The 20,598-nt window shown below is 71.5% G+C and carries 21 protein-coding genes and 1 pseudogene; 13 read left to right on the top strand and 9 right to left on the bottom strand.

Going from position 1 to position 20,598, the window contains the following annotated elements:
• Positions 1–20: 20 nt before the first annotated feature.
• The 5 genes from OG788_RS33025 to OG788_RS33045 form a co-directional block, all read right to left on the bottom strand.
• A complete protein-coding gene (locus tag OG788_RS33025) occupies positions 21–440 on the bottom strand; it encodes a contact-dependent growth inhibition system immunity protein (protein ID WP_406374804.1) in 420 nt (139 codons plus the stop codon).
• A 164-nt stretch (positions 441–604) separates the two neighbouring features.
• The gene (locus OG788_RS33030; RefSeq protein WP_406374805.1) at positions 605–859 is read right to left on the bottom strand and encodes a hypothetical protein; all 255 of its coding nucleotides are present in this window, start codon (positions 857–859) and stop codon (positions 605–607) included.
• 46 nt (positions 860–905) lie between these two features.
• Positions 906–1,319, bottom strand: a complete 414-nt coding sequence (locus tag OG788_RS33035) for a hypothetical protein (protein WP_406374806.1) — start codon at positions 1,317–1,319, stop codon at positions 906–908.
• Positions 1,320–1,545: 226 nt separating this feature from the next.
• A complete protein-coding gene (locus OG788_RS33040; protein WP_406374807.1) occupies positions 1,546–3,825 on the bottom strand; it encodes an ABC transporter permease in 2,280 nt (759 codons plus the stop codon).
• The gene (locus tag OG788_RS33045; RefSeq protein ID WP_406376910.1) at positions 3,822–4,502 is read right to left on the bottom strand and encodes an ABC transporter ATP-binding protein; all 681 of its coding nucleotides are present in this window, start codon (positions 4,500–4,502) and stop codon (positions 3,822–3,824) included. The genes OG788_RS33040 and OG788_RS33045 overlap by 4 nt, the downstream gene beginning before the upstream one ends.
• A gap of 497 nt (positions 4,503–4,999) precedes the next feature.
• Here OG788_RS33045 and OG788_RS33050 point away from each other — a divergent pair, with 497 nt between their 5' ends.
• The 7 genes from OG788_RS33050 (at position 5,000) to OG788_RS33080 (ending at position 11,510) form a co-directional block, all read left to right on the top strand.
• Positions 5,000–6,466, top strand: a complete 1,467-nt coding sequence (locus OG788_RS33050; RefSeq protein WP_406374808.1) for a WGR domain-containing protein — start codon at positions 5,000–5,002, stop codon at positions 6,464–6,466.
• Between the two features lie 144 nt (positions 6,467–6,610).
• On the top strand, positions 6,611–7,108 hold the full coding sequence (locus tag OG788_RS33055) for a winged helix-turn-helix transcriptional regulator (RefSeq protein WP_406374809.1): 498 nt from the start codon (positions 6,611–6,613) through the stop codon (positions 7,106–7,108).
• Between the two features lie 341 nt (positions 7,109–7,449).
• Positions 7,450–7,974, top strand: coding sequence for an SRPBCC family protein (locus OG788_RS33060; RefSeq protein ID WP_406374810.1), 525 nt, complete (start codon positions 7,450–7,452; stop codon positions 7,972–7,974).
• Positions 7,974–9,101 carry an LLM class flavin-dependent oxidoreductase gene (locus tag OG788_RS33065; RefSeq protein WP_406374811.1) on the top strand — a complete coding sequence of 376 codons (1,128 nt, stop codon included), beginning with the start codon at positions 7,974–7,976 and terminating at the stop codon, positions 9,099–9,101. Before OG788_RS33060 ends, OG788_RS33065 begins: the two co-directional genes overlap by 1 nt.
• Positions 9,102–9,343: 242 nt before the next feature.
• A complete protein-coding gene (locus OG788_RS33070) occupies positions 9,344–9,877 on the top strand; it encodes a hypothetical protein (protein WP_406374812.1) in 534 nt (177 codons plus the stop codon).
• Between the two features lie 176 nt (positions 9,878–10,053).
• Positions 10,054–10,176: a hypothetical protein gene (locus tag OG788_RS33075; protein ID WP_406374813.1), complete on the top strand. Its 123-nt coding sequence runs from the start codon at positions 10,054–10,056 to the stop codon at positions 10,174–10,176.
• Positions 10,173–11,510 (top strand): hypothetical protein, encoded by a 1,338-nt coding sequence (locus tag OG788_RS33080; RefSeq protein ID WP_406374814.1) that lies wholly within the window; start codon positions 10,173–10,175, stop codon positions 11,508–11,510. Before OG788_RS33075 ends, OG788_RS33080 begins: the two co-directional genes overlap by 4 nt.
• A 32-nt stretch (positions 11,511–11,542) precedes the next feature.
• Here the strand turns inward: OG788_RS33080 and OG788_RS33085 are convergent.
• Positions 11,543–11,866 (bottom strand): annotated as a pseudogene (locus tag OG788_RS33085) (response regulator transcription factor); the annotation flags it as partial.
• Positions 11,867–12,381: 515 nt separating this feature from the next.
• On the opposite strand from OG788_RS33085, the gene OG788_RS33090 reads away from it, so the two are divergent.
• The 3 genes from OG788_RS33090 to OG788_RS33100 all read left to right on the top strand — a co-directional run bounded on the left by OG788_RS33090 (position 12,382) and on the right by OG788_RS33100 (position 16,483).
• On the top strand, positions 12,382–13,818 hold the full coding sequence (locus tag OG788_RS33090; protein ID WP_406374815.1) for a hypothetical protein: 1,437 nt from the start codon (positions 12,382–12,384) through the stop codon (positions 13,816–13,818).
• A 215-nt stretch (positions 13,819–14,033) separates the two neighbouring features.
• The gene (locus OG788_RS33095; RefSeq protein WP_406376912.1) at positions 14,034–15,227 is read left to right on the top strand and encodes an AAA family ATPase; all 1,194 of its coding nucleotides are present in this window, start codon (positions 14,034–14,036) and stop codon (positions 15,225–15,227) included.
• Positions 15,224–16,483: a DUF2201 family putative metallopeptidase gene (locus OG788_RS33100; RefSeq protein WP_406374816.1), complete on the top strand. Its 1,260-nt coding sequence runs from the start codon at positions 15,224–15,226 to the stop codon at positions 16,481–16,483. Before OG788_RS33095 ends, OG788_RS33100 begins: the two co-directional genes overlap by 4 nt.
• 320 nt (positions 16,484–16,803) lie before the next feature.
• Here OG788_RS33100 and OG788_RS33105 read toward each other — a convergent pair whose 3' ends face one another.
• The 3 genes from OG788_RS33105 to OG788_RS33115 all read right to left on the bottom strand — a co-directional run bounded on the left by OG788_RS33105 (position 16,804) and on the right by OG788_RS33115 (position 18,255).
• A complete protein-coding gene (locus OG788_RS33105) occupies positions 16,804–17,613 on the bottom strand; it encodes an SDR family NAD(P)-dependent oxidoreductase (protein ID WP_406374817.1) in 810 nt (269 codons plus the stop codon).
• Entirely contained in the window at positions 17,613–17,762 is a 150-nt protein-coding gene (locus OG788_RS33110) for an acyl-CoA dehydrogenase family protein (RefSeq protein ID WP_406374818.1), read from the bottom strand. Before OG788_RS33110 ends, OG788_RS33105 begins: the two co-directional genes overlap by 1 nt.
• A 73-nt stretch (positions 17,763–17,835) precedes the next feature.
• A complete protein-coding gene (locus OG788_RS33115) occupies positions 17,836–18,255 on the bottom strand; it encodes a TOBE domain-containing protein (RefSeq protein ID WP_351535626.1) in 420 nt (139 codons plus the stop codon).
• 176 nt (positions 18,256–18,431) lie between these two features.
• Between OG788_RS33115 and OG788_RS33120 the strand changes: the two genes are divergently transcribed.
• From OG788_RS33120 to OG788_RS33130, 3 genes are all read left to right on the top strand, one after another.
• Complete coding sequence (locus OG788_RS33120; RefSeq protein ID WP_266763489.1) at positions 18,432–18,821, top strand: cell division protein SepF; 390 nt, start codon at positions 18,432–18,434, stop codon at positions 18,819–18,821.
• Between the two features lie 289 nt (positions 18,822–19,110).
• Complete coding sequence (locus OG788_RS33125; protein ID WP_406374819.1) at positions 19,111–20,268, top strand: AAA family ATPase; 1,158 nt, start codon at positions 19,111–19,113, stop codon at positions 20,266–20,268.
• Positions 20,265–20,597 carry a nucleotide pyrophosphohydrolase gene (locus OG788_RS33130; protein WP_406374820.1) on the top strand — a complete coding sequence of 111 codons (333 nt, stop codon included), beginning with the start codon at positions 20,265–20,267 and terminating at the stop codon, positions 20,595–20,597. The genes OG788_RS33125 and OG788_RS33130 overlap by 4 nt, the downstream gene beginning before the upstream one ends.
• Position 20,598: the final 1 nt, after the last annotated feature.

The following is a 20,598-nucleotide window of genomic DNA, read 5'->3' on the forward strand; positions in this document are numbered from 1 at the left end:
AGGTTGGTAGTGCCTCACTGTCAGGCATCGTCCCCGGGTAGCGCCGAGAGGAACGCGTCGATGTCCTGACGGACGTAGCGCGAGACGTCGGTCAGGACGGCGACGGTTTCCTTGAGTTCGTGAGCCAGCTCCGGGGCGGCGGCCCAGACCTCTGGCTTTCTGGTGATGACCGCGTACAGGAGGTCATCGTCGAACCAGCCGCCCTCGGCTTGCTTAGGCGCGGTGTCCCGCAGAATCTCCACGGCCAGGGGCAGCAGCCAGGGCAGCCCCTCGTCCTGCCCGATCAGCCGGGCCAGTTCGTGCGGCTCCAGAGTTGCGGCCGGCCGACGCCGCAGCTCGTACACGTTCCGGACCATGGGGGTCGTGTCGGCAGGAGGAACCGGCCAGCGCAGGCCCTCCAGCTCCTCAAGGGAGCTGCCGCGGTCGAAGTCTTTCGGCATCGTCGGGTCCTCTCGTGCTCCGCCGCTGCGGCGCGGAGGCGTTCCTTCTGGAGTGTGTCTGTGGATGGTGCGTCTGTGCCTTTGCGCGACCGCACTGATCAGGGTACGGATCGGCGTCATCCGCAGCCGCCGTCACCCGTGACCGATGGACTTCAGGAAGCGGTTCAGCCGTTCGAGCTCGACGCAGCCCCGGTCGTCCGGCGCACGATCTGCCCGAGTTCGTCGAGGGCGAAGTGCGTCGTCAGACCGAGGGAGTTGGTGCGGGAGACGAGTCGTCCTGCCGCGTCGTGCCGGTAGCCGATCGTGCGATCGTCGAAGTCGGTCTCCGAGAACGGGCGTCCGGCCTTGTCGTGGGTGTACTTCCAGTTCAGGCCTTGGGCGTTGGTGACCTGGGATGCGTTGTAGTCGTAGCGGGTCACGACTCCGTCAGGGGCCGCGACATGGGTGAGGCTGCCGCGCTCGTCGTTACTCTCTGCGCCACTGGGCGCCGTCCTCGCCCGTGACCGTCGCCGGCAGCCCGAGTTCGTTGTACGTGGCGGTCGTGCCCAGTCCGTCGGGGCGGGTCACCGACACCACCCGTCCCCGCTCGTCGTACTGATAGCGGGTGGTGTGCCCGAGCGGATCGACGAGCGCGGTCAGACGCAGGTCCTGGTCCCACTCCTGGCTGGTGACATGGCCGAGAGGGTCCGTCACCCGGGTGGTGCGCGTCGCGTCCTCGTAAGTGAGGGCGTAGGCCAGGGCTTCGCCCGTGCAGCCGGTGGCCACGACCCGGCCGGACTCGTCGTAGGCGTACCAGTACGTGGTGCCGTTGCGGTCAGTCCAGGAGGTGAGGCGACCACGGCGGAGGCGCCGCCCTTTTCTGTGACTCGTTCGCGGCAACACCTTTCCGATGACGCACCACGTGGAGTGCGTGGCGATTCTGGAGCCGGTGAAGAAGGACGTCTGACCCGCGACCTGCCGGTGAAGAAGGACGCCTGACCCGCGGCTCTGCCGGTGAAGAGGCTGGTCCGGGGCGCACTTCCCGCTGTTCCCGGGAGCGTCGGCTCGGCTCGCTCGATGCGGAGCAATCCGAGCCGGTGCACAGCGGGCGGCCGAGCGCACGTGATCAGTCGCGGCGGATCAGTTCCGGGTCGATGCGCCGTCCTACGAGCGGGAGAGTGCCGAGGGCGGACACGGCCGCCACGCCGGCTGCCGCGAGCGCGAGCACCGGGGTGCCGGCGAAGTCCCAGTAGATCTCGCTGCCCCCGGTGATCAGATAGCAGGACTCGGCGACCTTGCCCGTCACGAGCGCCAGCGCGAGCCCGATGCTCAGGGGGAGCACGACCTGCACGCACTGCACGGCTCGCATCGTCCGGGCCCGGGCTCCGATCAGCGTGACGGCGGTGACCTGTGGTCGCCGCTCCACCGCCCGGTCGGTCGCCGAGACGACGAAGGCCGCGGTCCCTATGACCAGACCCATGATCATGCCGACGGCGAGCAAGGTCTCGAGGGCGGCGATCTGCTGGAGGCCTTCGATGTTCACGCCGACGGGTTCGACCTCGATGGTCGGGGCGACCGCGGCGATACCGTCGAGGACCTTGCGGACCTCGTCGTGGTCGGAGCTGCTGGTGAGGACGTACCGCGCCCCTTCGGGGCGGGCCGTGGCGGGCAGTGCCGACGGCGGGATGAGCACGTCCGCCGAGCGGACCGCCGACGGGTCGTACGCGCTGTAGGCGACGGTGTCGTGCGGAAGTCTGATGTTCAGGGTCCTGCCACGACCGCCCTCCGGTACGCGGAAGGGGAGGATGTCACCAGGGCGCGCGCCCTGACCGGTGCCCGCGTTCGGGTCACTGAGCCGCATCACCTTGCCGTCCACGCAGCCCTCGGAGTGGCGTACCAGCTTGGTCAGCTGGCCGCAGGTGGCGACGACGGCGCTGACCGAGGGCTGGCCGGCGGAACCATCGGGTTCGGTCCAGGAGTCCATCGTCACGGCGTGTGCGCGTACCCCCGGCAGGGAGGCCATTTCGTGCTGTTGTCGCGCGGTGAGCGATGACAGGGGGATGGCGTAGTCCTGCACGGGAGCGGACGGCCGGGTGACCTGCTCCAGCTGGATCAGGACGCCTTGAGCGAGCGAGGCGGAGAAGACGAGCAGCACGAGGCCGGTGACGACCCGCATGGTGCTGCCAGGCTCGACCTCGTTGCGGCGCATCGCCAGGTTCAGGGTGAGGGACTGGGTGGTTCGGGCCAGCCGGCGGGCGAGGGCGTAGGAGATCAGAGGCAGCGTCAGTATCAACCCCAGGCCCGTCAGCAGAATGCCTGCCGGCATCAGGAGCGCGTTCCGGCCGAGGCTGTTGGCGGGGTGTTCGGTGAAGCCGGTGGCGCAGTAGCCGACGACGATGCCGAGGCCGGTCACCAGGAGCAGGCCGCCCCACTTGGCGGGGCGCTTGGGAGCGGCGGTGCGGCGTACCGCCAGTGGGCTGGCCGCGGCGTCGCGTGCGCTCGCCCGGCCGACGAACCAGGCGAAGAGCGGGCAGCCGATCAGACAGACGCCGATGGTCGTCGCGGACAGAGCGCCATCGGCCGGGTACCACCTCAGACTGGGCAGTCCGGTCCGGGCCATCACCTGGTTGAGGACCCAGTACTCGCCCAGGCCGAGAACCGCGCCGAGCAGGGCCGCGACGACGGTTTCGGCGGCGTTGACGCGCTGGGTGCCCTTGGTGCTCAGGCCCAGCAGACGCAGGGAGGCGAGGCGGCGGTTCCGGCTGGCGGCGGAGAGCCGGGCACAGACGGAGAGGAAGATGCCGAGGGGGAGCAGGACCAGTGATCCCAGGGCGAAGCGGATGTAGGCCAGGGTCGAGGGTTCGACGGCGGGGAAGGGCGCGTAGCTGTATCCCCAGCCCTTCAGGGCGCGGCCCTCGTCGGCGATCTCGTGGCGTGTGGTCCCGATGTAGGCGAACAGCTCGTCGGGGTGGGCGAGACCTGTCGCGCCGATCAGACCCTTCTCGTGACCTGGCAGGAGTCCCTTGACCGCGGGCTGGTCACGCAGCAGGTCGTGTACGCGGGGGGAGAGGAACACCTCGCCAGGGTCCGGGAGTTCCTTCAGCCCGGGCGGGGCCGTGTCGGTGTTCTCGACCCCCTTGGCGATGAACACCCGGGTGAACGCCTTCGAACCGTACGGGTCGGTGCGCTGGAGCAGCAGGGTGGCACCGGCGGGCCGTGCGGAAGAGGTCTGCGGCTGTCGTGCGGCGGCCCGGCCGTCGTGTGCGTCGAGGATCTGCGGGATGGTGAGGACGAGGGCGAGGCAGCAGACCCCGAGGGACCCGCCGACCGCCATGAGGAAGAAACCTGTGCGGTTGCCGCGGCCGGACCCGAAGAGCAGGCGCAGACCGAGCCGGAACTCCCTCACGCGGCCCTCCCGGGGGTGAGGAACCCGTCGGACATCGTGTAGTGACTGTCGGCCTGCGCGGCGACGGCGGGGTCATGGGTGACCAGGATGACCGCCGTGCCCTGGGAGCGCGCCAGGCCGAGGAACTCCCGCAGTACGGCGGATGCGTTGGCGGTGTCCAGGGACCCGGTCGGCTCGTCGGCGAACACGACGTCCGGGCGGTGGACCAGGGCCCGTGCGACGGCGACGCGTTGGCTCTGGCCGCCCGACACCTGGGACGGGCGGCGCTCGCGCAGTTCGCCGAGCCCCAGCCGGGTGAGGACCTCGCCGGCAGCCGCGAGCGCGGGCCGCTTGCGCTGCCCGGCCAGGCGCAGTGGCAGGGCGGTGTTCTCCTCGATGGTCAGCTCGGGGAGCAGTTCGCCGTACTGGAAGACGAAACCGAAGCGTTCACGGCGCAGCGTGCTGATCTCGTCGTCGGTGAGATCACCGAGTGACTGCCCTTCGAACCGCACCTGTCCGCGCGCGGGAGGCAGCACTCCCGCGAGGCAGTACAGCAGCGAGGACTTGCCCGAACCGCTCTGTCCGGTGATGGCCGCGACCTCCCCCCGGGAGACCGAGAGGTGGGCGTCGCTGACAGCCGGGTGTTCGCCGTAGGAAAGGTCGACACCTCTGGCGGAAAGGACTTCTGACGTACTGATGGATCCCCCAAAGAAGCGCCCGGGCCCAGGGGGTCAGCCTGGGCCCGGAATTTGGCAGCGTGCTGGTGCTTGCCTCTGGCAGTGCCTGACCTGCGCACACTTTCTTCCCGTTCGTGTTCTGTTGTGTGGCCCTGCTGGTCGGTTCAGGGCGGCATGAAAACTAACATCGGCCACATGACGGGAAGGTGACGGTGTGTTGGATCTTGCGCCGTCTCCGACCTCTCAGCGGGCGCCCTTTTGTGACACCTTTGCCTCTTCCTTGCGTGAGCGTGACGGTTGCTGAGCGGTGAGCCGAGAGCCGCGCGCACAAGGTCTGCAAGCGCGGTTCTTCCGCACCGGTCGCTGAGACCCGCGCCGGCTCGGGGCCGTGCCGGTGCCCTGGCGGTGCCTCAGCGGGCGGTCCTCCGGCCCGGCTCGTTGTCAGTGGTGACCGCTACTTTGGAATCACTGGAGATCGGCCGTGTCGGCTGACCGGGGCCTTTGGGGAGGGGTGTGCTGTGTCCGCTGCGCAGGCACGACAGGCGGGGATCACGACGTATCTGGAGCTGTCTCAGGAGAGCGGCGGTGCGCACAAGTTCTACGAGGTGACCGTCGAGCAACTGACCGTCGCCGTGCGGTACGGGCGCATCGGTGTGGACGGACAGCGCCAGATCTCCACCTTCGCGACGGCCGAGAAGGCGAAGGCCGCGGCGGCGAAGAAGATAGCCGAGAAGGTGCGCAAGGGGTACGCGCCCGCCGTCCAAGGGCAGCGCGCGGCACGCCCTGTGACGCGCCGCCAGGTGACGTCGGCCCCGTCCACGGCGCGGGCGACGGCCCCGGTGCTGTGGCGGTTCCGTACCGGAGCCTCGGCGTTCGGCATCCATGTGGACGAGGACCGGTGCTGGGTCGGCAACCAGCACGGCAACGTCTACAGCCTGAGCCACTCCGGCGAGGTGCTGGCCCACTATTCGCTGCCCGACGGGGTGAAGTGCCTGGTGGCGGACGACTTCTGGATCTATGCGGGCTGCGACGACGGCCGCGTGTACGACCTCTCCTCGAAGGTGCCGTTCGCGGCCTACGAGATAGCGGCCGACGTGGACATCTTCTGGCTGGACATCCACGCGGGCGTACTGAACGTGGCCGACCGCAGCGGCGGACTGACGGTCATCGACCATGAGGACGAACTCCAGTGGTCGCGCAACTCGTCCGGCGACAACGCGTGGATGGTGCGCGCCGACGACCATGCCGTCTATCACGGGCACAGCCGCGGTGTGACGGCCTACGCGGCGGACGGCACGAGCCAGCTCTGGCACACCGCCACCAGTGGCAACGTGCTCTTCGGGTGGCAGGAGGAGGACGCGGTCTACGCGGGGACGGGACGGCGCGTGGTCCAGCGGCTCGACAAGTCCACCGGGCGGATCGAAGCCACCTACCAGTGCGACGCGGCCGTGTACTCGTGCGCCACCTCGCCCGGTGGCCGGTACGTCTTCGCGGGCGACTCCTCGTCCTCCGTCTACTGCTTCACGGCCGACGGCACTCGGCTGTGGAAGCTCGGCACCGGTGGCGGCTCGGCGCTGTCGATGCAGTACCACGACGAGCGGCTGTACATCGTCTCCACGGACGGCTCGCTCGCCTGCATCGACGCGACCGAGGCCGCGATCGACGCCGCCCAGTCGGGCAGCGTTCCGGTCGCCGCGGACGTGAAGCTGGCGGCCGCCCTGCCGACGTACGCCCCGCTGACCGCAGCGGCCTCCGTCGCCACGGTCAGCGCCGTTCCCGCGGCCGGGGACGGGGTGGTTGTCGAGTGCATCCAGGAAGGAGGGCGCGTGCGGGTTCATGTGGTCTCCGACGGCTATGAGCCGAGCTGGAACGTCCAGTTCCCGCGCGCGATACGTCAGCCCGGAGTCCGCTATGTGGTGGATGCGCTGCACTCCTCACAGGGTGGCTTCTACCGAGTGCGCGGGGAGATCAAGCGTCTGGTGTGACGGGTGAAGCGGCGGGAACGGTGTGCGGTGCGGTCGTGCGGTGGACGGTGGCCCGGTCGCCCGGTGTGCCACTGTGCTTCTCGGGGCGACCCACCGCGCCGCGAGCTGCTGGGTCTTTTTCTGAGACCCTCGTATGCTGGGCGAGTGAGGCGGACTTCTTTTGCGAACTGGCCCTGTTCCATCGCGCGCACGATGGATCTGCTCGGCGACTGGTGGACGCCGTTGGTGCTGAGGGAGGCGTTCTACGGGATCAAGCGGTTCGACGCGTTCCAGCAGGAGCTGGGCATCGCGCGCAACACGCTGACCGACCGGCTCCGCCGGCTGGTCGACGAGGGGCTCATGGAGAAGCGGGCCTATCAGACGGAGCCGGTGCGGTACGACTACGTGCTCACGGAGATGGGCCGCGACTTCTTCGGGGTCCTGGCCGCGATGAACAGCTGGGGCAACCGCTGGCTCAGTGGTGAGCAGGGGCCGCCGGTCGTCTTCCATCACGACCGCTGCGGGCGCGAGAGCGACGCGGCTGTGGTGTGCGCCGACTGCGGCGAGCCGATGACGTCCGAGGACACGCGTCCGCGGCTCGGCCCCGGTTACCCGCCGCACCTCGCCGCGCGCCCGGACATCCGGAGCCGTTTCACCACCTGAGCGATCCAGCCGGCAGCGGCTGCTTGGCGCCGCCATGGTGATCGACTCCTTGCCCCAGCTCCCAGACCGTGGCCGGGTTCCCAACCTCAGGCGGCCCAGCCCCAGCCCCAGCCCAGGTCCGCAGGCTCAGGCCCGCTCCGGGTCCGCAGCCTGAGGCCCGGTCCAGGTCTCGGCCTCAGACCAGGCCGCGGTCCCTGGCCCCAGGCCGGGTGCACCTTCCGCTGTCGGCCCGTGCGCCGGCGGCGGTTTTCCTTGACAGGTGAGTCTATCTACGCAACTCTCAAGGTCAGAGGCCCATTTCGGGCGCATTCCCCGGGAGACCAGAGGAAGGCCGGAGACTCATGGAGTGGACGGGTGCGCGCTACGCGGACCAGCCGACCGTCGATGTGCGGACGCGGATCGACGCTTCGCCGAGGCGCGTGTGGGAGCTGGTGTCCGACATTCATCTGATGCCGGGACTGAGCGCGGAGCTCCAGTCCGTCGAGTGGCTGGACGGAGCGACGGGACCGGCGGTCGGTGCCCGATTCGTGGGCCGCAGCAGGCACGAGTCGCTGGGGGAGTGGGAGACCACCTCGTACGTGGTGGAGTGCGAGCCGTGCCGGGCATTCGCCTGGGCGGTGGCGGACCCCGAACAGCCCAGTGCTGTCTGGCGGTTCGGCCTGGAGAAGACGGACGGCGGTACCGAGCTGACCCAGTGGATGCGGATGGGGCCGGGCCGTTCCGGGCTCTCCTTCGCGATCGACCGGATGCCGGAGAAGGAGCAGAAGATCGTGTTCGTGCGGCTGCGGGAGTTCGAGCGGAGCATGACGGACACCGTCGCGGCGATCAGGAAGCTGGCGGAGAGCGCGGAAGGGGCGGGTGCGTGATGCGTACCTCCACGACGATCGAGGCGTCGACGGGCGACTGGCGGGAGACCGTCGACTTCGTGGTCGAGGCGGAGAAGCTCGGGATGGACATCTGCTGGGTGGCGGAGGCCTGGGGCTCCGAAGCCCCTTCCCCGCTGGGCTACTTGGCGGCGCGGACCGAGCGGATACTGCTCGGCTCCGGGATCATCCAGCTCGGGACCCGCACCCCGGCGGCCATCGCGCGTGCCGCGATCACGCTCTCCAACATCTCCGGCGGGCGCTTCCTCCTCGGCCTCGGTCCGTCCGGCCCCCAGGTGATCGAGGGACTGCACGGAGTGCCGTTCGCGCGCCCACTGTCCCGGATGCGGGAGACCGTGGAGATCGTCCGGCAGGCGGTCGCGGGGGAGAAACTCTCGTACGAGGGGAAAGAGTTCACGATTCCGCTGCCGGGTGGAGGAGCGCGGCCCATGCGGATGTCCATGCGCGCCGAGCACGACCTGCCCGTCTACCTCGCCACGCTCTCGCCGAAGATGCTCCGGCTGACGGGAGAGGTCGCGGACGGCTGGCTGGGCACCAGCTTCGTGCCCGAGGGGGCCAAGGAGGCGTACTTCGACCACCTGGACGAGGGCCTCGCGGCGGCGGGCCGAACCCGGGCCGACCTCGACATCTGCCAGGGCGCCGAAGTGGCCTTCGCCGAGGACGAGGACGCGCTGCGCGCCATGGTCGCGGGCCGCAAGAAGGAACTCGCCTTCAGTCTCGGTGGGATGGGCTCCGCCACCACCAACTTCTACAACGCCGCCTACAGCAGGCAGGGTTGGGCTGAGATCGCCGCCGCGGTTCATGAACGCTGGCAGGCCGGCGACCGGGACGGCGCCGCGGGACTCGTGACCGACGAGATGGTCCTCGGCACCACTTTGATCGGCACGGAGGACATGGTCCGCGAACGGCTCCGTGTCTGGCGCGCCGCCGGTGTCGACACGGTCCGGTTCTACCCGGCGGGCGAGACCCTCGACGAACGGCTCACGACGCTGGGGCGCGCGCTGGATCTCGTGAACGATCTGAAGCCCGTCATCGCTGAGGAGCCGGTCACCGCGGCGGATCCGGCTTCGGCGACCGGCGTCGCGGGGGAGCCGACCGGGCGTCCCTGAGGACTGTGGTGCCGACGGTGCCGACGGGGCCGTCGGTGCGAGGCCGGGCCCTGGCCCTGGACCCGGGCAGGTCGTCCTTCGGTTGCTTGCGGCATGGGGCGGCCGATCGGGCGGAAGTCGGCCGTCACCCGATCGGCGGAACCCCCGTGGCGGGGGAGGGCGCGGCGGGCGGAGGCTCGAACTCCCCGGTGCTTCCCGCACGGGGACGGCCAGCGGCCGACAGTACATAGAGGTGGTCGAGCATGAGCCAGGACTCTTCGCAGCCTCCGAACCCTCCTCCCGGCGGTGGCACGGGAGCCCAGCCGAGCGGCGGCGACATGCCGCTGTGGGGAGACCAGTGGTCCGGAGCCGCGCCCGCCGCGGGAGGGCTCGGCCCGCCGCCGGCCGGCAACAGCAGCTGGGCGTCCGGCGGTGTCACCTTCGCGGGTGTCCTCCTGCTGGTGAACGGCGGCCTCAGCATCCTCCAGGGCATATCCGCGCTGGCCAAGGATGATGTCTACGCGCGCGTGAACGACTACGTCTACCGCATCAACCTCACCGGCTGGGGCTGGATCCTGCTGATCATCGGCGTGATCTCGGCCGTCGTCGGCTGGGGGATTCTCAAGGACGCCGGGTGGGCCCGTGTCACCGGCATCCTGCTGGCCTCGCTGAGCATGCTCTTCCAGTTCATGTTCCTGCCGTACGCGCCTATCTGGTCGGTCATCATGATCGCCATCGACGTCTTCGTGATCTGGGCACTGGCCTCGTACCGGCCCGACGCCCGGCAGCCGCGCTGACTCACCTCTTCCGTCCCGTCGCCGGGATGTGGACGCCGAGCGAGCGCCGCCGAGGTGAGGGCGCCGAGCGAGCGTCGCCGAGAAGTGGGCGGCGTCTTCGAGAAGTGGGCGCCGAGAAGAGGGCCGCCGTATGCCGTCGCACCCCACGCACTGGACCGATCGGAACGAGACGCGCCATGGATGACGTGATCGACCGGACGACGCGGGCCGGTCAGCGGTCCGCGCAACAGGACCGCAGCCCGGTGGCCCTTCCGGCCCGCGGCGGCGCGGACACGAGCAGCGCTCCGGAGGCGTCGTGAGCTCCGGTGAGGTGAGCGGCGGTGGCGTGAGCGGCGGTGACGCGCGGGAGATCGCCGACCTGCGGGCCCGGGTCGCCGAACTGGAACGACGGCGACCGATGGTCGAGCACCACCGCGTGCGGTCGTTCTTCGCGGTGGTGCTGATCCTTCTCGCGGCTCTGCTCACCCCGCTGAGCGCCGTGGCCGCCTGGACGAGCGATCTGGTCGGGGACACCGACCGCTATGTGGCCACCATGAAGCCGCTCGCCTCCGACCCGGACGTCCAGAACGCCGTCGCCGACCGGGCGACCAAAGCGGTGATGCAGCATGTCGACGTCAAGACGCTGCTCGAATCGGTCGCCCCCGCCGACCGGCCCGAGCTGACCAAGGCAATCGGCCCGTTGAGCGGTCCGATCACCAGTGGCCTCACCGACTTCGTGCACAGCGTGGCGGAGCGGTTCGTCAGCAGCGACGCGTTCGCCACGCTGTGGACCGAGCTCAACAGGAGAGCCCACTCCGCCGTCGACAAGGCGCTGACCGGAAGCGGCGGCGGAGCGGTGAAGCTCACCAACGACGCCGTCGTCATCGACCTCGCTCCTGTCATCGACCAGGTCAAGCAGTCGCTCGTCGACCGAGGCCTCGGCATCGCCGCGAAGATCCCCCAGGTGCACACCGACTTCACGGTGCTGTCCTCCGAATCCATCGGCAAGGCCAAGAAGTTCTACCGGCTGCTCCAGATCGTCGGTTTCTGGCTGCCGGTGCTGACCCTCCTGCTGGCGGCGGGCGGTGTGCTGCTCGCCGTACGCAGGCGCCGTGCCCTCGTCACGGCGGCGCTCGCCGTGGCAGCCGGGGCCGCCCTTCTCGGCATCGCGCTCTGGGTCTTCCGGGCGCTCTATCTCGACGGCCTGCCGTCCGAGGTCTCCCAGCCCGCCGCGGGGGCGGTCTTCGACACGCTGGTGCGGTATCTGCGGACGTCGGTACGCGTGGTGATCACCCTCGGTGTCATCGTGGCGCTGGCGGCCTGGCTGACCGGCAGTGGCCGGGCGGCCTCGCGGGTCCTGGCGGCCTGGACCGGCGGCATCGGCGCCGTGCGCGGCGCGACGGGGGTCGAGCTGGGAGCGGTCGGAGCGTGGGTGCACCGGGTCAAGATGTGGCTGAACTGGACCGTGGTCGCGGTCGCCGCCGCCATCCTGCTGGTCTGGAACTACCCCACGGCCGCCGTCACCATCTGGATCGCCGTGCTGGCCCTGCTGGCCCTGGCCGTGGTCGAGTTCCTCGACGACGACGGCACCCCGCACCTGACCGGCACGCTCGACGGACCGGCGGCGGGACCGACGGCCGACAGCCCGGCCTGACCGACCGGTCGTGCGTCAGGTCTGACCGGTGGTCATGAGCCCGATCGGTCCGACGGCGGAGGGATCGGGCGTACCAGGCCCGACTGGTAGGCGATGACGACGAGTTGGGCTCGGTCGCGGGCGGCGAGCTTGGTCATCGCGCGGTGCACATCGGTGCGTACGGTCAGAGGGCTGACGACCACCTGTTCGGCGATCTCGGCATTGGACCGGCCCTCGGCGGCCAGCGCCATCACCTCGCGTTCCCGGGCGGTGAGTGTGTCGAGCGATTCGGGCGGTGCGAGTGGGTCGCCCGGAGCCGGGGTGCTGAGGAACCGGCCGATGAGGGCACGCGTGGCGGCCGGGGAGAGCAGGGCTTCTCACCACGTTCGAGATCGACGAGTACGTCGCGCGGGCCCTGCGCGCCGGAGCGAGCGGCTTCCTCGGCAAGGACGTCGCCGCCGACGCGCTCCTCGACGGCATCCGTACCGTCGCCTCCGGAGGCTTCCCCAAGGCTCGCGGGCGTGCGGGTGCCATGTCGTCGTGCGCCTGCCGACAATCCGGACTACTGAGAACGCAGTACGTGGAGCTGAGAACGCAGTACGTGGAGCAGGGAACGTAGTACGCGCAGCCGGGAGTAGTACGCGGAGCAGGGAACACTGGCGATGGCCGGGTCCGTCATTCCAGCCGAGACCGGCCCCTGGCCGAAGCGGTTCGGCGTGACCGTCGTGACGCGGCCGCACTTCCCCGCCCCGACGCCCCGGCCGTGCAAGGGAGTTGACCGTGCCGCGACCGGGGGACACCTGACAGATCGCGAACGGCGGGTTATGCTCCCCGCGATGATGACTCCCTCCGTGAACAGAATGGGGGACCCGTCCGCGCAAGGTGAGTGCTGATGCTCACTTCGACCGCGTACGAGGATTCCCTCCTCTCCTTCTGGCCGCGCGTGCGTGACTTCGCCGTGCCGCCCACCATGATCGAGACTGCGACCGCCCGCCGCCATCGCGGCGACTGGGCGGGGGCGTGCACCGCCGCAGGCTTCGACATCGACCTGGATCTGCGTTCCCTGGCCCGCACCCACGGTCGCGATCTCGTGGCCCAAGTCCGTGCCGACCTACGCCATTTGGCTCCCGACCTGCTGCGCTGGCACATGCCGAGAGTCGCTCCCGACGGACTGCTGCGCCCTGGCCTGACCATCACGCTGGCCCGGTACCACCGTGCCGGGCGCGACGGCGTGCACCCGGTGCACCTCGTGGTCCGCACTCCGCCCGCCTGGGCGGACGGCGGCCAGCGGATCAGCCTCGCCCTGTGGGACGGCTCCCACGGTCCGGACGCCGACGGACGCGGGTCCGCCCTGGACGCGCACGCCCGCCGCCATCCGCACCCCCGTCCCAGCCGGCGGTTCCGCCTCGACCTGCACCGCCACCTGTGGGACGCGCGCAGGACCGGCGAACTGCGGGTCCGCTCCGGCGCCGACCGGCCGCCGGGCGACGCCCGTTCGGTGACCCCGGACCCCCTCGAGCCGGTGCCCCAGGGCCTCGGCTGTGCCGTCGACCGGTGGGCGGCCGAGGCGGCTATCGTGCTCCGCGCCGAGGGGCGGACGACCGGCACCGGCACCGTCACCGTGCGGATCGGGTCCCGGCAGCGGCTGCTCCTGGACCTGGTGGGCGATCCGGCGGGAGCCGAGCCGCCCACCCCGCGGATCGTCCGGGCACCCGACGGCGGTGACGTCTCCGCCCTGCCGGTGCTGCCCGACGCCGCGACCTGGGTGTTGCCCGACCTGGCGCTGATCCGGGCCGGCGCGACCGAGGCCGGGCGACTGCATCCGCTGGTCGCCTCGGCGCTGGTCCCGGAACACACCCCGGCCGTGTCCACCGGGGGCGCGGACCCGGCGGGACAGCCACGCCTGGTGGAATGCCGGGGAGCCCGGCACCGGATCGGCCTCGTCGACGGCGTACTGGCGCCACTGGACCACGACCCGGCCGAAATCCGCCGGGAGGAGCTGCTGGTCGCCCTGACCGGCACGCCGCTTCCCTGCCTCCGGGCCATCGACGAGGCGCACCGGCAGCCGCACTGCCTCTCCGGAGTCCGTGAACGACTGCACCACGGAGACACCACCGGTGCGCTGGCCGTCGTCGAAGGGCTGCTGGGCCCCGACGCGGTGCTGCGCAGCGGCGCCCTGCAGGACGAACTCCGGGCGGCCGCGCTGCGACGCCTCACCTACGGACTGTTCAGGGCGGGCCTGGCCGGTCCCGCACAGGGCCGCGTCCTCCCGGGGCCCGACCGTTCCCGGAACCACCGCTCCCGTCCACGTCGTACGACCGGCCGCTGACCGCCCGCTGAAAGACAGTTGACCGCCCCGGCGGTCCCGCACCCCTGCGCCCACGCGGCCCACCACGAACCCAAAGGTGATCAACCATGCCCACACGCACCCCTTTTGCCGAATCAGAAGCCGAAACCGAAGTGCAAACCGAAGCGGGAACCGAAGCAGAAACCGAAGCGGAAGCCGAGGCCTTCGCCGACCCGGCCCGGGCCACTCAACTCGACATCGCGGACGCCCTGTTGACCCTGCTGCGCGACACCGGCACCGAACCGCGTCCCGACAGCCAACTGGAGGCCCTGACCCTCGCCGTCGCCGCCGACCTGCCCGTACTCCTGTGGGGTGAGCCGGGGATCGGCAAGACCGCGGCCCTGACCCAGCTCGCCGAGACCCTGGACCTGCCGCTCACCACGGTGATCGCCAGCGTCCACGAGCCGTCCGACTTCTCGGGGCTGCCCATCCTCGGCGACGATCCCGCCGAACAGGGCGTTCCCATGGCCCCGCCGGACTGGGCGGTGCGACTCGTACGCGCCGGCCGGGGACTGCTGTTCCTGGACGAACTGTCCACCGCGCCTCCGGCGGTTCAGGCGGCGCTGCTCCGTCTCGTCCTCGAACGTCGGATCGGAACCCTGCAACTGCCGCCCGGCGTAAGGATCGTGGCCGCCGCGAACCCCCGCTCCTCCGCGGCCGACGGCTGGGAACTGAGCCCTCCGCTTGCCAACCGGTTCGTCCATCTCCAGTGGGTCCACGACCACGAGGTCGTCGTGCGCGGGCTCGGCGGCACCTGGCCGCGCGCGACGCTGCCACGGCTCGACCCGCGGAAACTGCCGGGGGCCGTGGACTTCGCCCGCCGCGCGGTGTGCGGGCTCCTCGACGCCCGCCCCGGACTCGTCCACCGACTGCCCAGCGGTGAGACCCGCCGGGGCGGTGCCTGGCCCTCACCCCGGAGCTGGGACATGACCCTGAGCCTGATCGCCTTCGCGACCGCCTCCGGCTCCTCCCGGGAAGTGCTCTCCCTGCTGGTCAGAGGCGCTGTGGGGGACGGTCCGGGGCTGGAGCTGCTGGCGAGCCTGGACCGGATGGACCTGCCCGACCCCGAGACACTGCTCGCCGACCCGGCGAGCGCCGTCCTGCCCGAGCGGGGGGATCTGCGCCAGGCCGTCCTCGACGGCGTGGTGGCCGCGGTCCGCAAGCGTCCGGAGAAGGCGCGCTGGGACGCGGCCTGGGCGCTGCTGGTCCGGGCGCTGGACACCGGTGCCCCGGACCTGGTGGTCGTCCCCGCGACCACCCTCGCGACCCTGCGGCAGGAGGACTGGGACGTCCCGGCGTCGATCGAGCGGCTGGCCGGAGCGGTGACCCTGTCCCGGCGCGCGGACGACGCGGCGGCCCGCTCCGCGGTCGCCACGAGGGCGGGACGATGACGGCGGGCGCACCGGGGGCTCTGGACCTCGAAAAACTCTTCGCCGCCCGCCTGCACGCCGCGCGGGTCCGGCCCTATCTGGCGACTGCGCTGTTCGCCCTGCACACCGTCGAGTCGCGGTGGGTGCCGACGATGGCCGTCGACCGGCACTGGCGGTGCTACGTCTCGCCGGGGTTCGTGGACCGGACGCCCGTCGAGGACCTGGCCGGAGTCTGGGTGCACGAGGTGTCGCACCTGCTGCGCGACCACCACGGCCGCAGCGAACGGGTCGCCCGAGAGCGCGGACTCACCGGCCCGGGGGAGCGGTTGCGGATGAACGTCGCCGCGGACTGCGAGATCAACGACGACGCGTTCGGGGAAGGGCTCGTCCGGCCCGAGGGCGCCGTCACGCCGGAGTTCCTGCACCTGCCGTCGGGGAAGCTCATGGAGGACTATCTCCGCCAGTTCCGGCTCGGGCCGCGTACGCAGGACCTCGCCTGGCTGGACTGCGGCAGCGGCGCCGACGGACGCGAACGGCAGTGGGACCTCGGGCCGGACGGCGCGCACGGCCTCAGCGCGCAGGAACGCGACGCGGTCCGGTTCCGGGTCGCGCAGGGCATCAAGGCCCGCCCCGGGAACAGCCCGGAGGGATGGCAGCGATGGGCGGAGGAGGCCTTGCATCCGCCGCAGCCGTGGCGGGAGTTGCTGGGGGCGGCGGTCCGCTCCGCGACCTCGGGGCCCGGTGTGGGCGAGGACTACACCTACGGCCGGCCGTCGCGGCGCGCGGCGGGTGTGCCCGGCGTCGTCCTGCCGAGCCTGCGCCGCAGACCGCCCCGGGTCTCGGTGGTCATCGACACCTCCGGGTCGGTCAGCGACGCGGAACTGGGCAGCGCCCTCCTCGAGGTCTCCGCCATCTCCCGTGCCGTGGGCGGCCGGCGGGACCTGATCACCGTGGTGTCGTGCGACGCGGCGGCCGGGATCGCGCACCCGCTCTGCCGCGCCGAGGGCATTCCGCTGATCGGCGGCGGCGGTACGGACCTGCGCTCGGGATTCGCCGCGGCGCTGCGGGCACAGCCACGCCCCGATGTCGTCGTGGTCCTCACCGACGGGCAGACCCCCTGGCCGGAATCGCGCCCCCCGTGCCGGACGGTCGTGGGTCTCTTCTCCCGCCAGGGGCCGGACGACTCATGGGACGAGGACGACCCCGACTACGTGCCGGACCGGCCGCCCGCTTGGGCCCGCGTGGTCGAGATCGGTTCGGTTCCGGCGACTCGGTGAAGCCCTCGGGCGGGCGGGGGCGCAGGCGCTGGCGGGGGCCATCCGGCCGAACGGCGGGCCGGCCGGGCCCGATGGCGGGGCGCTGGGCAACCCCTGGTCGTACGACGGCCGGACATGCCCGGTCAGTAGGGCGGCCCGGGTCCCCCAGTAGGGCGGCCCGGGCCCCGTCGGCACGGCGGGTCGGGGTCCGGTCGGTACGGCCGGTCGGGGTCCGGTAGGTGCGGGGGTGGGGCGAGCTCGGCTCGTCCGACGGCTGAACAGGTCTGCTGGTACGGCGGGTTGGGGGATCTGGACCGATACGGCAGGCCGGCCGGGGAGAGCTACACGCTGTACCCCCCGTCCACCCCCAGCGCCTGTCCCGTGATGAAGCCCGCGCGGTCCGAGGCCAGGAACGCGACGGCCTCGGCGATGTCCCCCGCGGTACCGAAGCGGCGCAGGGGGATGTTGCGGCGGGTGATCTCCAGTGCCGTGTCGTCGAGTTCGCCGGAGCTGATCAGGCGGGCGGCGATGCCGTCGGTCAGCATGCCGGGCCCGACGCAGTTCACCCGGACCCCGTAGCGCCCCTCCTCGGCGGCCAGGGCACGGGCGACGGCCTCGACCGCCCCCTTGGTGCCCGAGGAGAGCCCGTCGCGGACGGGGAACCGGCGGGTGGCCACGGTGGTGACGGCGACAACGCTGCCCCGGCTCTCCCGCAGCAGGGGCAGCGCCGGATGCACCAGATTGAAGAAACCCCCCGCGTCCGCGTCGAGTTGGGCGCGGTACCGGCTCGGCGTGACCGTGCTCAGATGCACCATCGGCACATGCGGACCGGCCGCGTAGACGAGGGTGTGCAGGCCGCCGAACGCCGCGGCCGCCTCGGACACGGCGGCGGCGACGGCCCGCTCCTCGCCCAGGTCGAGCCGCAGAGCCCTGACATGACGGTCCTGCTCCGGGGACTTCGCCGCGATCTCCCCGGCGAGTGCGTCGGCGGCCGCCCGGTTGGAGCGGTACGTGAACGCCACGTCGCTGCCCCGCCGGGCGAGCATCCGCACGATCGCCGCGCCGATACCGCCGGTTCCGCCCGCGACGAACGCGACGCCCTTCCGATGCGAGAAATCCGCTCGTTGCGAGAAGTCCGACGTCTCCGACATCACAGTCCCAGGGGTTCGGCGATGATGACCTTCATGACCTCGCTGGTCCCGGCGTGGATCCGGGTGATGCGCGCGTCCGCGTACGGCCGGACGATGGGCCATTCCAGCATGTACGCGTACCCGCCGAACAGGTGCGGGCACCGATCCACCGCCCGTCGTTCCTCACGGCAGAGCGCGCTCGCAGCCCTCCGCCCGTCCGGCGTGTCAGGCCCTTCCGGACCGTCAGGCGTTGGACAGCGACACCTCGGTGGACTTGATGAGCGCGACGACCTCGGAGCCGGCCGAGAGGCGCAGTTCCGTGACGGCGTCGTTGGTGATCGCGGATGTCAGCTCGCCGCCCGCGATCTGGACCTTGACGCGGGCCATGGCGCCGCCGGAGGCGACGTCGGTGACCGTGCCCGGCAGCTGGTTGCGGATGCTGACGCCGGTGACCGGTGCGGTCGCCAGGGACACCTCGGTCGCCTTGACCAGGGCCCGCACGGTGGAGCCGGACGTCAGACCGAGCTCGTTCACCGCCTCCCGGGTGACGGCCGCGGTGATCTCCTGTCCGGCGTCGAGCCGGACCTTCACCGTCGCCATCACCTCACCCGGGGTGACGGACGTGACGGTGCCGGGGAGTTGATTGCGGATGCTCAGGCTCATGGGGGAGGCCTCGATTGCTGTGCGGTGTGATGGATATGGACGGTTACGCGTAGCTTGCCGCACACGCCGTCCCTCCGTCCGCGTCGCGGACCGTGTCGCTGTTGGGCCGAACGGGTGACCATGCGTAAGAATTGCCCGGTGCAGACAACGAGTGCGAGCCAGGACGGGGTGGACCGATGAACAGCCACGACGTCACCGATGAACAGTGGGAAGGGCTCGCCCAGGTCGTTCCGTTGCGCGGCCGGGACGCCTGGCCCTCGGCGGTCCGTCACCGGTCGATGCCCGAGGCCGAGACCGAGACGCGGCGCCGCTTCGTGGTCCTGCGGGTCAATGTGTTCGCGGACGCCCGCGATGTCGCCGAGACACTGATGTCCGGCATCCCGGTCCTCCTCGACCTGACCGGCGCGGAGACCGACGTCGCCAAGAGGGTCCTGGACTTCAGTACGGGAGTGGTCTTCGGCCTCGCGAGCGGCATGCACCGGGTCGACCGGAACGTGTTCCTGCTGACGCCGCCGGGGACCGAGGTCAGGGGGCTGATGGAGGGGGTGGGAGTCCCCGGACTCTGACTCTGCCTCTGCCGCTGACTCCGGGGCGCGGGGGCGGGGGAGGGTGAACGTTCTCCCTGGGGCGGGGGCCGGGGTGGGGATCCCGCGGCAACGGGGGAAGGTCCGCGCGGCGGGCCGGCCAGTGGGCTCTCGCGCCCGGGGGTCCGGGAGACGCACCCGCGAAGAGGGGGCCCGCGTCAGCCGCCCGGCGGAGTTCCCGGCCGGGGGATCGGGTGGTCCCGTCCCTCGATCGTAGGAAGGTCCCCCGGGTGTAACGGTTCGTCTCCTGGTGGAGGCCTACCGTCCGCATATGACCCTGTCCTCGCCGGAAGCCCCTACGGCGGCGGAGGCGCGCCCCGAGCGTCCGGGCGTCACCGAGCTGCGGCTCGCCGCCTTCGCCACCCATCGCCGCGTGCGGTTCCCCCTCGGACCGCTCACCCTCGTCACCGGCCCCAGCGGCAGCGGCAAGACGGCCGCCCTGCGGGCCTACGAGGCGCTGGCGCGGCTCGGGGCCGGTGCCGAGCTCCGGGAGGTGTTCCCGGACCCGGTCGGCTGCGTGCCCGAGCGGTCCCGGCCGGACGCCGAGCGCCGTCGGGGCTTCCGCATCGGCTGCACGGTGGACGGACCCGAAGGCCCGGTCCGGCTCGATGTCGCCGTGCAGGCCGAACCCGAACTGCGCGTCGTGGGCGAGCGGTTGTCGGCGGGCGGGCGGACCCTGCTGGAGACGGCGCTGCGCGACCCGGGCCGCCCGTCCGTCCAGGCGGCCTGGCACACCGGGGGTTCCGCCGTGGTGACCAGGGTCCCGCTGCCCGACGACCGCCTCGGCACCGCGCTGCTGCCCCTGCGGGTCGCGGGCCGCACCCCCGGCGAGTGCCAAGTCCTCGCCGCCGCCGAGCAGATGGTGCTCGCTCTGCGCTCCGTCTACGCCTGCGACCCGAGCCCGGACGCCATGCGACCGCCCGTAGCGCTCGGCTACGGGCGGCTTCTGCGAGACTGCGGCAACCTCGCCGACGTGCTGTGGCGCACCCGGTCGGAATGCGGCCGGCGTTACGCCCACCTGGTCGCGGCGGTGCGCGCCGGCTGCGCGGGTACGGTCACCGACGTGGTGGCCGAGCTGCTCGGTGACGGCACGGTCCGCGGACTCCTCGACCGCGGTGACGGCTTGCGGACGCCGCTCGGGCTGCTCGGGGACGGCGAGCTGCGGTATCTCGCGCTGGCCCTGGTGCTGCTCACCGGGCCCGGGGTCCTGGAGGTCGATCCGGCGGGAGAGGTTCCGGCCGCGTACCAGTCGCTGACGGTCCTGGCCGACGGCTTCGACCGCGGGCTGGACGCCCGGCAGACCGGGGAACTGGTGCGGCTGGCGGCGCGGATGTGCGAGCGGGGACACATCCGGCTGGTGGGCACGGTGAGCGACGGGGCTCACGCGCACGGGGCGGCCGGGGTCACGGTGGTAGACCTGACACCGTGAGTGAACTGGACGTAGCGACGCTGCAGCGCAGACTGGCCGAGTTCGCGGCCGCGCGGAACTGGCAGCCGTACCACACCCCCAAGAACCTTGTCGCCGCGCTGAGCGTGGAGGCCTCCGAACTCGTCGAGATCTTCCAGTGGTTGACGCCGGACGAGTCGGCCCGCGTCATGGACGACAGGGACACCGCGCACCGGGTCACCGACGAGGTCGCGGACGTCCTCGCGTATCTGCTCCAGTTCTGTGAGGTGCTGGGCATCGACCCGCTCGCCGCCCTCGACGCGAAGATCGACCGTAACGAGCGGAGGTTCCCGGCACCGGAGAGCCCCTGAC

The sequence above is a fragment of the Streptomyces sp. NBC_00647 genome (assembly GCF_045207245.1).
Taxonomy (GTDB): Bacteria; Actinomycetota; Actinomycetes; order Streptomycetales; family Streptomycetaceae; genus Streptomyces.

What these genes read in the sequence shown, in the direction of transcription:
- OG788_RS33115 (WP_351535626.1), bottom strand. Translation starts at nt 18,255, where the DNA reads ATGAGCCTGAGCATCCGCAATCAACTCCCCGGCACCGTCACGTCCGTC.
- OG788_RS33060 (WP_406374810.1), top strand. Translation starts at nt 7,450, where the DNA reads ATGGAGTGGACGGGTGCGCGCTACGCGGACCAGCCGACCGTCGATGTG.
- OG788_RS33090 (WP_406374815.1), top strand. Translation starts at nt 12,382, where the DNA reads ATGCTCACTTCGACCGCGTACGAGGATTCCCTCCTCTCCTTCTGGCCG.
- OG788_RS33125 (WP_406374819.1), top strand. Translation starts at nt 19,111, where the DNA reads ATGACCCTGTCCTCGCCGGAAGCCCCTACGGCGGCGGAGGCGCGCCCC.
- OG788_RS33025 (WP_406374804.1), bottom strand. Translation starts at nt 440, where the DNA reads ATGCCGAAAGACTTCGACCGCGGCAGCTCCCTTGAGGAGCTGGAGGGC.
- OG788_RS33100 (WP_406374816.1), top strand. Translation starts at nt 15,224, where the DNA reads ATGACGGCGGGCGCACCGGGGGCTCTGGACCTCGAAAAACTCTTCGCC.
- OG788_RS33105 (WP_406374817.1), bottom strand. Translation starts at nt 17,613, where the DNA reads ATGTCGGAGACGTCGGACTTCTCGCAACGAGCGGATTTCTCGCATCGG.
- OG788_RS33065 (WP_406374811.1), top strand. Translation starts at nt 7,974, where the DNA reads ATGCGTACCTCCACGACGATCGAGGCGTCGACGGGCGACTGGCGGGAG.
- OG788_RS33075 (WP_406374813.1), top strand. Translation starts at nt 10,054, where the DNA reads ATGGATGACGTGATCGACCGGACGACGCGGGCCGGTCAGCGGTCCGCG.
- OG788_RS33070 (WP_406374812.1), top strand. Translation starts at nt 9,344, where the DNA reads ATGAGCCAGGACTCTTCGCAGCCTCCGAACCCTCCTCCCGGCGGTGGC.
- OG788_RS33120 (WP_266763489.1), top strand. Translation starts at nt 18,432, where the DNA reads ATGAACAGCCACGACGTCACCGATGAACAGTGGGAAGGGCTCGCCCAG.